At 70.7% G+C, this 12,789-nt stretch carries 10 protein-coding genes and 1 tRNA gene; 5 read left to right on the top strand and 6 right to left on the bottom strand.

The window, feature by feature from the left end; translation table 11 throughout:
* The first annotated feature begins 123 nt into the window (after nt 1–123).
* Entirely contained in the window at nt 124–1,551 is a 1,428-nt protein-coding gene (gene pyk, locus ABT084_RS06480) for a pyruvate kinase (protein ID WP_351038700.1), read from the top strand.
* Nucleotides 1,552–1,631: 80 nt separating this feature from the next.
* Here pyk and ABT084_RS06475 read toward each other — a convergent pair whose 3' ends face one another.
* Nucleotides 1,632–2,564 carry an NADP-dependent oxidoreductase gene (locus tag ABT084_RS06475; RefSeq protein WP_351038698.1) on the bottom strand — a complete coding sequence of 311 codons (933 nt, stop codon included), beginning with the start codon at nt 2,562–2,564 and terminating at the stop codon, nt 1,632–1,634.
* A gap of 89 nt (nt 2,565–2,653) precedes the next feature.
* On the opposite strand from ABT084_RS06475, the gene ABT084_RS06470 reads away from it, so the two are divergent.
* From ABT084_RS06470 to ABT084_RS06460, 3 genes are all read left to right on the top strand, one after another.
* Nucleotides 2,654–3,601 (top strand): AraC family transcriptional regulator, encoded by a 948-nt coding sequence (locus ABT084_RS06470; RefSeq protein ID WP_351038696.1) that lies wholly within the window; start codon nt 2,654–2,656, stop codon nt 3,599–3,601.
* A 55-nt stretch (nt 3,602–3,656) separates the two neighbouring features.
* A complete protein-coding gene (locus ABT084_RS06465) occupies nt 3,657–6,197 on the top strand; it encodes an MDR family MFS transporter (RefSeq protein ID WP_351038694.1) in 2,541 nt (846 codons plus the stop codon).
* A 578-nt stretch (nt 6,198–6,775) separates the two neighbouring features.
* A complete protein-coding gene (locus ABT084_RS06460) occupies nt 6,776–7,411 on the top strand; it encodes a TetR/AcrR family transcriptional regulator (protein WP_351038692.1) in 636 nt (211 codons plus the stop codon).
* A 74-nt stretch (nt 7,412–7,485) separates the two neighbouring features.
* Here ABT084_RS06460 and ABT084_RS06455 read toward each other — a convergent pair.
* Nucleotides 7,486–7,560: transfer RNA gene (locus ABT084_RS06455), tRNA-Leu, on the bottom strand.
* Between the two features lie 74 nt (nt 7,561–7,634).
* On the opposite strand from ABT084_RS06455, the gene ABT084_RS06450 reads away from it, so the two are divergent.
* Nucleotides 7,635–8,324 (top strand): ANTAR domain-containing response regulator, encoded by a 690-nt coding sequence (locus tag ABT084_RS06450; RefSeq protein ID WP_351038690.1) that lies wholly within the window; start codon nt 7,635–7,637, stop codon nt 8,322–8,324.
* A gap of 100 nt (nt 8,325–8,424) precedes the next feature.
* Here ABT084_RS06450 and ABT084_RS06445 read toward each other — a convergent pair whose 3' ends face one another.
* From ABT084_RS06445 to ABT084_RS06430, 4 genes are read right to left on the bottom strand one after another with little or no spacing between them, the layout of a single operon-like run.
* The gene (locus tag ABT084_RS06445; RefSeq protein WP_351038688.1) at nt 8,425–9,141 is read right to left on the bottom strand and encodes an ABC transporter ATP-binding protein; all 717 of its coding nucleotides are present in this window, start codon (nt 9,139–9,141) and stop codon (nt 8,425–8,427) included.
* Complete coding sequence (locus ABT084_RS06440) at nt 9,138–10,022, bottom strand: ABC transporter ATP-binding protein (protein WP_351038686.1); 885 nt, start codon at nt 10,020–10,022, stop codon at nt 9,138–9,140. Before ABT084_RS06440 ends, ABT084_RS06445 begins: the two co-directional genes overlap by 4 nt.
* A gap of 5 nt (nt 10,023–10,027) precedes the next feature.
* Nucleotides 10,028–11,842, bottom strand: a complete 1,815-nt coding sequence (locus ABT084_RS06435) for a branched-chain amino acid ABC transporter permease (RefSeq protein WP_351038684.1) — start codon at nt 11,840–11,842, stop codon at nt 10,028–10,030.
* A 5-nt stretch (nt 11,843–11,847) separates the two neighbouring features.
* Complete coding sequence (locus tag ABT084_RS06430) at nt 11,848–12,777, bottom strand: branched-chain amino acid ABC transporter permease (protein WP_351038682.1); 930 nt, start codon at nt 12,775–12,777, stop codon at nt 11,848–11,850.
* Nucleotides 12,778–12,789 lie beyond the last annotated feature (12 nt).

Genomic DNA, 12,789 nt, shown 5'->3' with positions numbered 1-12,789 from the left:
GGGGTGCTCATCAGAGCACCCCCGCGCACATTCAATAATTGTCAACAAGCTTTTACCCAAAGGTTGTTGAGTGGACACCCGATACCAATTCTCTACTCCCCGGTAGGGGCATACGCTCAGCTCATGCGCCGAGCGAAAATCGTATGTACCCTGGGCCCCGCCACCGACTCATACGACCAGATCAAAGCCCTGGTCGAAGCCGGAATGGACATTGCCCGCTTCAACCTCAGTCACGGCACCTACGCCGAACACGAGGAGCGCTACCACCGGGTGCGCAAGGCCTCCGACGAAACCGGCCGCAGCGTCGGAATCCTCGCCGACCTTCAAGGTCCGAAGATTCGCCTCGGCCGCTTCCACGAAGGACCCGTACTCCTTGAACGCGGAGACGAGTTCACGATCACCGTCGAGGACCACGAGGGCGACCGCCACACCTGCGGGACGACCTACAAGGGCCTCGCCCACGACGTCACCACCGGCGAGCGCATCCTCGTCGACGACGGCCGTGTCACCCTCGAGGTCACCGGGGTCGACGGACCGCGCGTGCACACCCTCGTCGTCGAGGGCGGAATGGTCTCCGACCACAAGGGGCTGAACCTCCCCGGCGTCGCCGTCTCCGTACCCGCCCTGTCCGAGAAGGACATCGACGACCTCCGCTGGGCGCTGCGCATCGGCGCCGACGTCATCGCGCTGTCCTTCGTCCGCAGCGGCCGCGACATCGAGGACGTCCACCGCATCATGGACGAGGAAGGCCGGCGCCTCCCCGTCATCGCCAAGATCGAGAAGCCCCAGGCCGTCGAGAACATCGACGACATCGTCGCCGCCTTCGACGGCATCATGGTCGCGCGCGGCGACCTCGGCGTCGAAATGCCCCTGGAGCAGGTCCCGATCGTCCAGAAGCGCGCGGTGAAGCTCGCGAAGCGCAACGCCAAGCCCGTCATCGTCGCGACGCAGATGCTCGACTCGATGATCGACAACTCCCGCCCGACCCGCGCGGAAGCCTCCGACGTCGCCAACGCCGTCATCGACGGCACCGACGCCGTCATGCTCTCCGGCGAGACCAGCGTCGGGAAGTACCCGATCGAGACGGTTCGCACCATGGCCCGCATCGTCGAGGCCGCCGAGGAGGACATCCTCGCCAAGGGCCTGCCTCCGCTCACCGACCGGAACAAGCCCCGCACCCAGGGCGGCGCCGTCGCCCGCGCGGCCGCCGAGATGGGCGACTTCCTCGGCGCGAAGTTCCTCGTCGCCTTCACCCAGAGCGGGGACACCGTCCGCAGGCTCTCCCGCTACCGCTCGCCCATCCCGCTGCTGGCCTTCACCCCCGACCAGGCCACCCGCTCGCAGCTCAACCTCACCTGGGGCGTGGAGACCTTCCTCGGCCCGCACGTCGACTCCACCGACGCGATGGTCGCCCAGGTCGACGAGGAACTCCTGCGCATCGGCCGCTGCGTCCCCGGCGACGTGGTCGTCATCACCGCCGGATCGCCCCCGGGGATCGCCGGCTCGACCAACCTCGTCCGCATCCACCACATCGGCGCCGCCGTCCGCTAGGCCGACGTGCCTCTGCCTCACCACCCGCCACGCGCACGCGTGGCGGGCGGCGGGTCCTGGACTCACGGGACGATCTGGACTCACGGGACGAGGACGACCTTGCCCCGGATCTTGCCGGCTTGGCCGAGGCGGTGGACGTCAGCGAGCTCGGCCAGGGGGCGTACGGAGCTGATGTCGATGCCGACCGTTCCCGCGTCGACGAGTTCCACGAGCGCCGCCAGGTCCACGACGTCGTTGCGGGCGACCATGTGCGTCGCGCTCACCGCCGCGCCCACGGGCTGCTCGATCGGGGTGGCGATCGACACGATCCGCCCGCCCCGCCGCACCAGCGACGCCAGAGCCGCGGCGTCCCGCGGGCCGAGCGGCACCAGGTTGAGCAGGACGTCCACCGGGCCGTCGAGTGCGGCGCTCACCGGCCGGGCGGTGTAGTCGATGACGTGGTCCGCGCCCTGCCGCAGCACCGCCTCGGTACTCCGAGGACCGGCCGTGGCGATCACCTCGGCCCCCGCGTACTTTGCGAGCTGCGTCACGAAGCCTCCCACCCCGCCACCCGCGCCGTTGACCAGCACCCGCTGGCCGGCGGCTACCCTCCCGTGCTCGAACACCGCCTGCCAGGCCGTCAGACCGGCGACGGGAAGCGCCGCGGCGTGGGCGAGCGGGACGGACCCCGGTGCCGCGGTCAGCGCGGCGGCGGGCGCCCGGACGTACTCGGCAGCCGCACCCCCGCCGTCGAGCCGTCCGATGACACCGTCGCCCACGGCGAACCCCTCCACCCCCGCGCCGATCTCGGCCACGGTCCCGGCGACGTCCCAGCCGGTCGTGTACGGCAGGTCCACCGGAAGGAACGCCCGCAGGAGACCGGCCCGCAACGCGGCCTCGGTGGGGTTGAAGGAGGTCGCGGCGACGTGGATGAGCACCTCACCGACGTCGGGCCGTGGGCGCGGAACAGCGTCGTGGCGGATCACGGAGGGATCGCCGAACTCGTGGATGCGTGCGCTCTTCATCGTCGTCATGCGGCGAATCTACGAGCACGGTTGAGGACGATCCATGCGTGAGGCGGCCCTGTTCCTACGCGATCGTCTCGCACCCGTAGGCTCGGGGCATGGACGTGCTCAGCGATGTGGTCGCGGTGACGCGGACCGGCCGACCCCGGGCGGCGCTTGTGCGATGGCATGCCCCCTGGGGACAGGAGTTCTCCTCCGTACCGGGGGCGGCGGGCTTCCAGGTGGTCCTGCGGGGCTCCTGCTGGCTGCTGCCCGCGGACACGGAACCCGTCCGGCTGGGCACGGGGGACGTGGTGTTCCTCCCTCACGGCACGGGGCACATCCTCACCGACAGCCCGGAGACCCCGGCGGTGGCCCCGGCCCCGGCCTGCGGCCCGGATCAACCGGAGCCGTACGCCGCCTACGCCTCGGACAGCGTCGACAGAAGCGGAGACGGGGGTCCGGTCACCGTGTTGCTCTGCGGGGCCTACCAACTCGATCCGTCCCGCGCCCACCCGCTGCTGCTGTCCCTCCCGGATCTGATCCACCTGCCCGCGCACCCGGGCCGCCGTCCTGAACTGGGCTCGGCGGTGCACCTGCTCGCCGCCGAGCTGGAGACCCCGAGCCTGGGCACGGACGCGGCCGTCCCCGCCCTCCTCGACGCGCTGCTGCTCTACATCCTGCGCATCTGGTTCGACGAACGGCCCCTGCGCGGGGACCACACCACCGGATGGGCCGCCGCGCTGAACGACCCGCCGGTCACCGCTGCCCTCCATGCCATCCACCGCGACCTGGCGGCCCCGTGGACCGTGGTGAAGCTCGCCGCGGAAGCCGGGCTCTCCCGGGCGCCCTTCGCCAAGCGCTTCGCCCGGCTGGTCGGCCAGCCACCCCTGACCTACCTGACCTGGTGGCGGATGACCACGGCAGCGCGACTGCTCCGGACATCGGACGCACCGCTGAGAACGGTTTCCGCACACGTGGGCTACACGTCCGAATTCGCCTTCGCCAACGCGTTCAAACGCGCGCACGGCATCCCGCCCGGAGCCTACCGACGGCAGGGCCTCTAGGCCCTGTCGCCCTCAATCCTGTTGTCCTGTCGAAGAGTTGGACTATCTTTCTTCCGTGGACCAGCTGATCACCGGAGACCCGACCCGCATAGGCCCCTACCGACTGATCGCCCGACTGGGCGCGGGCGGCATGGGGCTGGTCTATTTGGGGCGCTCCGAGGGCGGCCGGACCGTGGCCGTGAAGGTCGTGCAGGCCGAATTCGCCGGGCACCCCGAATTCCGCAAGCGTTTCGCCCGCGAAGTGGCCGCCGCGCGGCGGGTGGGCGGCAGTTGGACGGCGGCCGTGCTCGACGCCGACCCCGAGGCCGCGATCCCGTGGGTGGCCACCCAGTACATCCCGGGCCCCGACCTGCAGACCGTGGTCGCCAAGGACTTCGGACCGCTGCCCGAGCACTCGGTCAACACCCTCGCCAACCGCCTCGCCCTCGCCCTGCGGGCCGTGCACGACGCGGGTCTGATCCACCGCGACCTCAAGCCGTCCAACGTCCTCATCACCGTCGACGCCCCGCGCGTCATCGACTTCGGCATCGCGCGGGCGATGGACAGCCTGACCGGGGACAGCCTGCACACCCACACCGGCATGCTGATCGGGTCCCCGGGCTTCATGTCGCCGGAACAGGTCCGCGGCCTGGAACTCACCCCCGCCAGCGATGTCTTCTGCCTGGGCGCGGTCCTCGTCTACGCGGCGACCGGACGGCTGCTCTTCGGCGCGACCGACACCGGGCTGAACGCCCACCTCTTCCGGATCGCGGAGGAGGAGGCCGACCTGACCGGTGTACCGGAGTCGCTCGTCGACCTCGTCCGCGCGTGCCTGCACAAGGATCCGGCCCGGCGGCCCACCCCCGATCAGGTGGCCGCGCGCACGGCGACCGACCAGCCGGGGGAGTGGCTGCCCGGCGCGGTCCTGGCACAACTGGGCCGCCACGCCGCCGAGCTGCTGGACTTCGCCCCCGCCATGGCGCCCGCGGAGGCGCCCCCCGCGGAAACGCCCTCGGCGGGCACGGACCCCCGGGTCCCGTCCGCCCAGCCGCAGGGGCAACCGCTGCCCCCGCCGCCCGCCTACGCTCCGCACACCCCCTCGCCCCTGATCCCCGGGCAGGGCTTCGGCCCGCCCCCGGCCCCGGTCCCCGGCACCTGGTCCCCGCCCTCCCCGCTCTCCCTCGACAAGCCGGCGCCCCCGCATCCCAAGCGCTGGTGGGGCCTGGCCGTCCTCGTCCTGGCGCAGCTGATGGTGCTGCTCCAGGTGGCGAGCTTCGGCCTCGCCCTCCCGTCCCTCCAGGCCGCGCTCAACCTTCCGGCCAAGGACCTGGGCGGGATGGGCACCTCCTACGCCCTGGCCTTCGGCGGGTTGTTGCTGATCGGCGGACACCTCGCGGACCTCGTCGGCCGCAGGCGGATGCTGATCGTCGGCATGGTCGGATTCGCGGTGGCCTCCGCCATCGGCGGCGCCGCCGCCGATGCCGACATGCTGGTCTGGGCGCGCGCCCTGCAGGGCGTCTTCGCCGCGCTGCTGATGTCCTCCGCCCTGTCTCTGGTGGCCAACGGCTTCCCCGATCCGAAGGAACGCGGTCGGGCCTTCGGCATCTACGGCGCGGTCGCCGGCAGCGGTTCGGTCCTCGGGCTGTGCGCGGGTGGCTGGCTCATCGAGTACATGTCCTGGCGCTGGACCTTCTTCGCCGCCGTCCCCCTCGCCGTGATCACCGTGATCGGCGCGCTCGCCCTGGTGCACGACCGCCCGAGCGGCGCAGGAGCCCGCCCCGATCCGCTCGGCGTCATCCTCGGCGCCGGCGGCCTCACCGCCCTGACCTACGGCCTGGCCGAGGCCCCGCCGGACGGCTGGGGCGCCCGCCGGATCCTGCTCCTGATCGTGGGAGGCGTCCTCCTGCTCGTGGCCTTCGTGGGGTGGCAGGCCCGGACCCCGAACCCGGTGCTCCCGCCGGACCGCAACCGCGTCGGCGCCTTCCTCGCCATGGCCCTGGCCGGTGTCGGCCTCTTCGCCCTCCTCTCGGTCGTCACCTTCTACCTGCAGTACGTCCACGGCTACGCCCCCCTCATGGCCGGTGCGTCCCTCCTTCCCCTGTTCGCGGGGAACGCCATCGCTTCCACCCAGATCACCGCCCGTCTCCTGCACCGCACCACACCCCGGGTCCTGACCGTGGCGGGCCTGGTGCTCATGGCGGTCGGTCAGCTGCTCCTGGCCCGTCTGACCACCGACAGCGGCTACCTGACGCTGGTCCTGCCGGGCATCCTCCTGGTCGGCCTCGGCTCCGGCCTGGCCGTCACGGCGCTCCTGGCCCTCGCGACCGACGGCGCCGACCAGCACTCCGGCGGGGCGGCGGGAGCCGTCTCCGCGGCGCAGCAGCTGGGCGTGGCGATCGGCGCCGGAGTGCTGAGCACCCTGATCGCGATTCGGGTGGACGGCGCTCGCGCCGCGGCGACCCTGCCCTCGCAGATCGGCCAAGAGGTACTGCGCGGCTACACCGGCACCCTCTGGTGGGCCTGCGGCAGCACCGCGCTCGCGGCCTTGGTCGCCGCCGTGCTGATCACGGCCAAGTCCGCCGAGGACCGCGCCCCGTCCTACTCCGGTCTGTCCTGACCCTCCCGTGGCGTGGGCCGACCCCGCGCCACGGGAGGGCGACGTGGTCCCTCACTCCGGCCGCTGAGGCACCGCGACCGCGACCCCCGAGCGGCCCGCAGCCCCTGTTCCCCGCGCGGCGCCGGCCAGAACGCCGGTCTCGGCGCCCCGCACCCCGCCTCGCCCGAGGCCACCGCACCGGCCGCGCCCGACGTCACCCCCGCGAACGCCCGCTCGGCCGAGGTGTCCTGCCCCTGGACCGCCCGCAGTCGCCGTAACCCGTGCGGTCGCGGCCCCGCCTCCGCGCCCTCCCGCCACGCTTCCGTCTCGGCCTCCGCCTCACCCTCGGCGTCCGGCGCGAACGGCGCGGGGAAGTTCGGGATCCGCACCTCGAGCCCCGCGTCGGCGAACTCCTCGCCCGTGTCCCCGTACCAGTGCCACCGCGCACGCTCTTGCTCCCGTGCCCGCTCCCGCGCGATCACGATTCCGTCCATGGCTCAGCCCCCCGTGTCTGTCCTTCAGCCCTGTCTGCTCATCGAAACGCTTCTATCGAAACGCTACGCAGCGTTTCGATAAACGGTAGCGGCTATCGTGAAGCCGTGTCAACCACTCCCGCCAAGCCCGCCAAGTCCGTCAAGTCCGCACCCCGTACCGGTGGCCGCCTCCGCAACGAGGAGGCCCACCGGTCCGTCATCGAGGCCACCGCCGCCCTCCTCCTGGAGAACGGCTACGGCGCGCTCACCATCGAAGGCATCGCCAAGCGGGCGAACGTCGCCAAGAGCACGGTCTACCGCTGGTGGAAGACCAAGCCCGAACTCGTCATGGACGCCTTCACCCACACCCCGGAACCCGGACCCGACACGGGCACCCTCGCGGGCGACCTCACCGCGTTCCTGGCCGGCCTCTACGCCACCGCAGGCGATCCCGTCAGTGCCCGCGCCCTCGGCGGCCTCGCGGCCGAGGCCCGGCTCGCCCCGGCCTCCGCGGCGCCGTTCGAGGCCTGGGCCCGGACCCGCCACGACCTCGTCCGCGCGCTGTTCGCCCGCGCCGCGTCTCGCGAAGAGATCTCCCCGGTCACCGAAGCCGGCCTCGACCGCGCCGCGGACCTCGTCCTCGGCCCGTTCTGGTACCGGCTCCTCGTCACGGGGGCCGCCCCGGCCGCCGCCGACGCCGGAGCGGACGTCGCCTCGGTGCTCCACGGACTCACGGGTGGGCGAATCGACAGCCCAGGGTGACCGGCAGCTCGGCCGGATTCGCTCGTTTGAGCTAAGGTCCGCGAAGATCGCGCGACCATGGAATGTAAGGAAAGTGCCCCAGGTGGGATTCGAACCCACACTGTCCGCTGTTTGAGAGCGGCCTCTCTGACCAGTTGGAGTACTGGGGCCTACGAAACGAAGGACTCAACGAACCCTGCGCGACACCACCTTACAGGAGCTAGGTAGGCTCAGGGGAGCTGTTATGCCCCGCAACGAGGAGCCCTCCGTGACCGCCGAGCACGAGTCGTCGCCCACGCCCGTCGACGCCGACCAGTCGCATGTCCCGCCGCTGACGACCCGCGTCGTCATCGCCGAGGACGAGGCGCTCATCCGGCTCGACCTGAAAGAGATGCTGGAGGAAGAGGGCTACGCCGTCGTCGGCGAGGCCGGGGACGGCCGGCGGGCCGTGGAGCTGGCCCGCGAGCACCGGCCCGACCTCGTCATCCTGGACGTGAAGATGCCCGTCCTGGACGGGATCTCCGCCGCCGAGATGATCGCCGAGGAGTCCATCGCCCCGGTGCTGATGCTCACGGCGTTCTCGCAGCGCGACCTCGTCGAGCGGGCCCGGGACGCGGGTGCCATGGCGTACCTGGTCAAGCCGTTCAGCAAGAGCGACGTGGTCCCGGCCATCGAGATGGCCGTGTCCCGCTTCGCGGAACTGCGCGCTCTGGAGAAGGAGGTCGCCGACCTCTCGCTCCGCCTGGAGACCCGCAAGCTCGTCGACCGCGCCAAGAGCATCCTGCAGACGCAGTACGGCCTGACCGAACCCGCCGCCTTCCGGTGGATCCAGAAGACCTCCATGGACCGCCGCATGTCGATGCAGCAGGTCGCCGAGGCGGTCATCGAGGACGCCGAGGAGAAGAAGAACGCCGCCGAGGCGGCCAAGGAGTAAACAGCCCCCCCGGCAGCCGCAACCGCAGCCGCAGCCGTGCAACGCGTGAGGCCCGCCCCGGACATCCGGGGCGGGCCTCACGCGTGGTGTGCCGGGTCGGTCAGTCCTCGCCGAGGTACGCCTTGCGGACGTCCTCGTTGACGAGCAGCTCGCGGCCCGGGCCGGACAGGACGATCTTGCCGATCTCCATGACGTGGCCCTGGTCGGCGAGCGAGAGCGCGGCCTGCGCGTTCTGCTCGACCAGCAGGATCGTGGTGCCGCCCGCCTTGAGTTCGGCGATGGTCGCCATGATCTTCTGCATCATGATCGGCGAGAGGCCCATGGACGGCTCGTCCAGCATCAGCAGCTTCGGCCGGCACATGAGCGCGCGGCCCATCGCCAGCATCTGCTGCTCGCCGCCCGAGAGGGTGCCCGCGGCCTGCTTGCGACGCTCTCCCAGGATCGGGAACAGCTCGTAGGCGCGCTGGACGTCCTTCTGGATCGCCGCCTTGTCCTTGCTCAGGAAGGCACCGAGGAGGAGATTGTCCTCGATCGTCATGCGCGGGAAGATGTGCCGCCCCTCGGGGGAGTGGGCGAGCCCGAGCGCGACGATGTCGTGCGCGGGCGTCTTCTTCAGCGACTTGCCGTTGAAGCGGATCTGGCCGCCGCGCGGCTTGATCAGGCCGGACAGGGTCCGCAGCGTGGTCGTCTTGCCCGCACCGTTGGTGCCGATGAGGGTGACGATCTGGCCGGCCTCGACGCTGAACGAGATGCCCTTGACGGCTTCGATCTTGCCGTAGGCGACCCGGAGGTCCTCGACCTCGAGGAGTGCGGTCACTTGGCTTCTCCGTCCGTGCTGGTGGTGCTGTGCGTCTCGGCCGCCTCGACCTCCGCGACCTCTTCGGCGCCGGGGGCGCCTTCGAAGGGCTCGCCGAGGTAGGCGGCGACGACGCGCTCGTCACCCTGGACCTCGGCCGCGGTGCCCTCGATGAGCTTCTCGCCCTGGACGAGGCAGGCGACGCGGTCGCAGAGGTTGAAGATGAAGCGCATGTCGTGCTCGATGACGAGTACGGCGATGCCCTGGTCCCTGATGGCGAAGATCAGCTCTTCGGCCGCCCGGGTCTCCTGCGGGTTCATGCCCGCGGTGGGCTCGTCCAGCAGGATGAGACCGGGGTCGCTGGCGAGCGCGCGGGCGATCTCCAGCTTGCGCTGCTCGCCGTAGGGCAGGTTGCGCGCCAGGTGCTCGGCCTTGTGGGCGAGGCCGATGAACTCCAGGAGTTCCAGGGCCTTCTCGCGGGTGGCCGCTTCCTCGCGGTGGAAGGCGGGCAGCCGCAGCAGCGAGGACCACAGTCCCTGCTTGGTGCGGGTGTGCCGGCCGACCAGTACGTTCTCCAGCACCGTCATGTTGTTGAAGAGCCGGATGTTCTGGAACGTACGGGCGATCCCGGCCGCGGTGACCTTGTACGACTTGGGCGGCAGGACCGTGCCCTTGTACCGGACCTCACCCTCGGTGGGGATGTAGAGGCCGGTCAGGCAGTTGAAGAACGTGGTCTTGCCCGCGCCGTTGGGGCCGATGAGGCCGACGATCTCGCCGCTCTTCACGGTGAGGTCGACGTTCTTGACGGCCGTGAGGCCGCCGAAGCGCATCGTGACGCCCCGCGCGTCGAGGACGGTCTCCGCCGTGGTGGCGGCGGGAGTGTCGGTGGTGGTGGTCGTCATGGGTTTCAGACCCCTGCCTTGCCGAGGACCGTGGGCGCTTCCATGTCCTGGTGGAGTTCGAGCTGGTTGCGCCGGTTGGGAATGATGCCTTCGGGGCGCAGGCGCATCAGGACGATGAGCGCGACGCCGAACGCGAGGAGCTGGTACTCCTCCATCCCCTGGAGTTTGTTGGGGATCAGGAAGAGCAGCGAGCCGCCGATGAGGGGACCGGAGATGGTTCCCATGCCGCCGAGGACGACGGCGGCGAGCAGGAACGCCGAGTTCGGCGGGACCGCGTTGGCGAAGACGTACTGCTCGGGCGTCACGGTGTACGAGACGTGGGCCTGTACGGCGCCGGCCAGACCGGCCAGGGTGGCGCCGAGGGCGAAGGCGATGAGCTTGACGCGGAAGCCGTTGATGCCCATGGCTTCGGCGGCGGTCTCGTCCTCGCGGATGGCGACCCAGGCGCGGCCGATGCGGGACTCCGAGCTGCGGCGGAAGACCATCACCACGATGAGGGTGATGAGCAGCATCAGCAGGAAGTAGTTCGCGAAGCGGCCGATGGTGAATCCGGCGACGGTGTGTTCGGCGCCGAAGTCGAAGCCGAACAGGTCCACGTTCGGGATCGAGGAGATGCCGTTCGGGCCGTTGGTGACGTCGGGGCCGGAGACGCCGTCGAGGTTGTTCATCGAGATCCGGAAGATCTCACCGAAGCCGAGCGTCACGATGGCGAGGTAGTCGCCGCGCAGCCGCAGGGTCGGGGCGCCGATGAGGACGCCGAAGACCATCGAGGCGCCGGCGCCGATCAGGAGCGCGGCCCAGAAGGGCAGGTGCACGCCGAAGGGCGAGTTGGGCGAGCCGGAGACCAGGGCCGCGGTGTAGGCGCCGACACCGAGGAAGGCGACGTATCCGAGGTCGAGGAGACCGGTGAGGCCGACGACGATGTTCAGGCCCAGGGCGACGGTGGCGAAGATCAGGATGTTGACGCCGAGGGTCGCGTACTGGTCGTCGGTCTGGGTGAACGGGAAGGCCGCGGCGGCGACGAACGCTCCGACGAGGGAGACGTTGCGGTGCCGGGAGGTGATGGCCGAGAAGCGGGCGATGAGCCCCGCCTTGTTCAGGGCGGCGGCGCCGAAGCCGGCCGTGATCAGGAAGCCGAGGAAGAGCTCCTGGTACGGGGTGGTGATGCCGAAGGTGAAGACGCCCAGGCCGATGCCGAGGAGCACCGCGATGAGCAGGATCTCCAGGTAGGCGGGCAGCTCCCGCAGGGGGCGGACGGGGCCGTTGACGAAGGCCGCCTTGACGTTGGCCCACTGGTTGCGGCTGTCCAGCTTGAAGTTGTCCCAGCCGCTGTCCTCCGGGTCCGGCTCTTCGGCGACCGGGCGCTCGAAGGGCAGCGCGAGGGCGCCGACCAGGGCGAGCAGGCTGACCACCGCGAGGAAGAAGCCGCCGGGCTCCAGGTCCACGAGGTGACCGAGGTCCACGATGATCGCGATCACCGTGAACCACGCGGTGGCGAAGGCGCCGAGGGCGGAGAGCTTGATCGCCGCGTCGGCACCGGCCGGGACGAGCCAGCCGAGGCCCTTTACGCCGTACGACGCGAGGCCGAAGAGGGCGGTCATCAGGCCGCCGACGAGGACCAGCCACTGCAGGCCCGCGGGGGAGCCGTAGAAGGTGAGGTCCCCGGGGAACGCGGCGGTCCAGGTCCAGGAGAGGAAGGCGGAGAGGGCGGTGAGCGCGCCGCCCACCGTGGCGAGGGCGCGGCCCGTCTTCTCGGAGAAGGGACCGAAGCCCCGGGCGGCGGTGGCGGTCTGCGGGGTGTCCGCTGTCTTGGTCGTCATGGTTGTCACGCCCTGTCGGCCACGCGCTGGCCCAGCAGGCCCTGGGGCCGGAAGAGGAGCACGAGGATGAGGAGTACGAACGCCCAGGTGTTGCCCCAGGTCTGACCGCCCAGCTGGTGGAAGCCGGGAATGTCGGCGATGTAGGCGGTGGCCATGGTCTCGGCGAGGCCGAGGACGAGCCCACCGATCATCGCGCCGTAGATGTTGCCGATACCGCCGAGGACGGCCGCCGTGAAGGCCTTGAGGCCGAGCAGGAAGCCCATCTTGAAGTTGATCTCGCCGTACTTGAGGCCGTAGGCGACGGCTCCGACGGCGGCGAACACGGCGCCGAGGGCGAACGCGACCGTGATGATGCGGTCGGTGTTGATGCCCATGAGCTTGGCGGTGTCCGGGTCCTGCGCCGTGGCCTGCATGCCCCGGCCGGTGCGGGTCTTCATGACGAAGTAGCCGAGGAAGGCCATGGAGATGGGGGCGGCGACCAGCAGGAAGACGTCACCGGTCTGGATCGTGATGCTGCCGAGGTGGAAGGGACCACCGGAGATCTCGGGGAAGACGATGGAGGACTTCGCGTTGGGGTACCAGGCCCAGACCGCCTGCTGGAGGGCGAGCGACAGGCCGATGGCGGTGATGAGCGGGGCGAGGCGGGGCGCGTTCCGAAGCGGCCGGTAGGCGAAGCGTTCCGCTCCGACGGCGAAGAGGGTCGCCACGATGACGGCGCCTATGAGCATGAGGGGCAGCGCGATCCACATGGTGGTGCCCGAGGGGAGCATCGTCCAGACCGTGAAGGCGCCGAAGCCTCCGGTCATGAAGATCTCGCCGTGCGCGAAGTTGATGAGCTGGACAATGCCATAGACCATCGTGTAGCCGATGGCGACGAGCCCGTACATGGATCCCAGTAGCAGGCCGTTGACCAGCTGTTGCGGCAGTTCGTGCACCGCAGGTCCTCC

Origin of the sequence: Streptomyces sp. NPDC002138 (assembly GCF_040296485.1) — a bacterium.
Taxonomy (GTDB): domain Bacteria; phylum Actinomycetota; class Actinomycetes; order Streptomycetales; family Streptomycetaceae; genus Streptomyces.
Note: the sequence above shows the minus strand (reverse complement) of the source record. Positions and strands in the feature narration are given on the sequence as shown.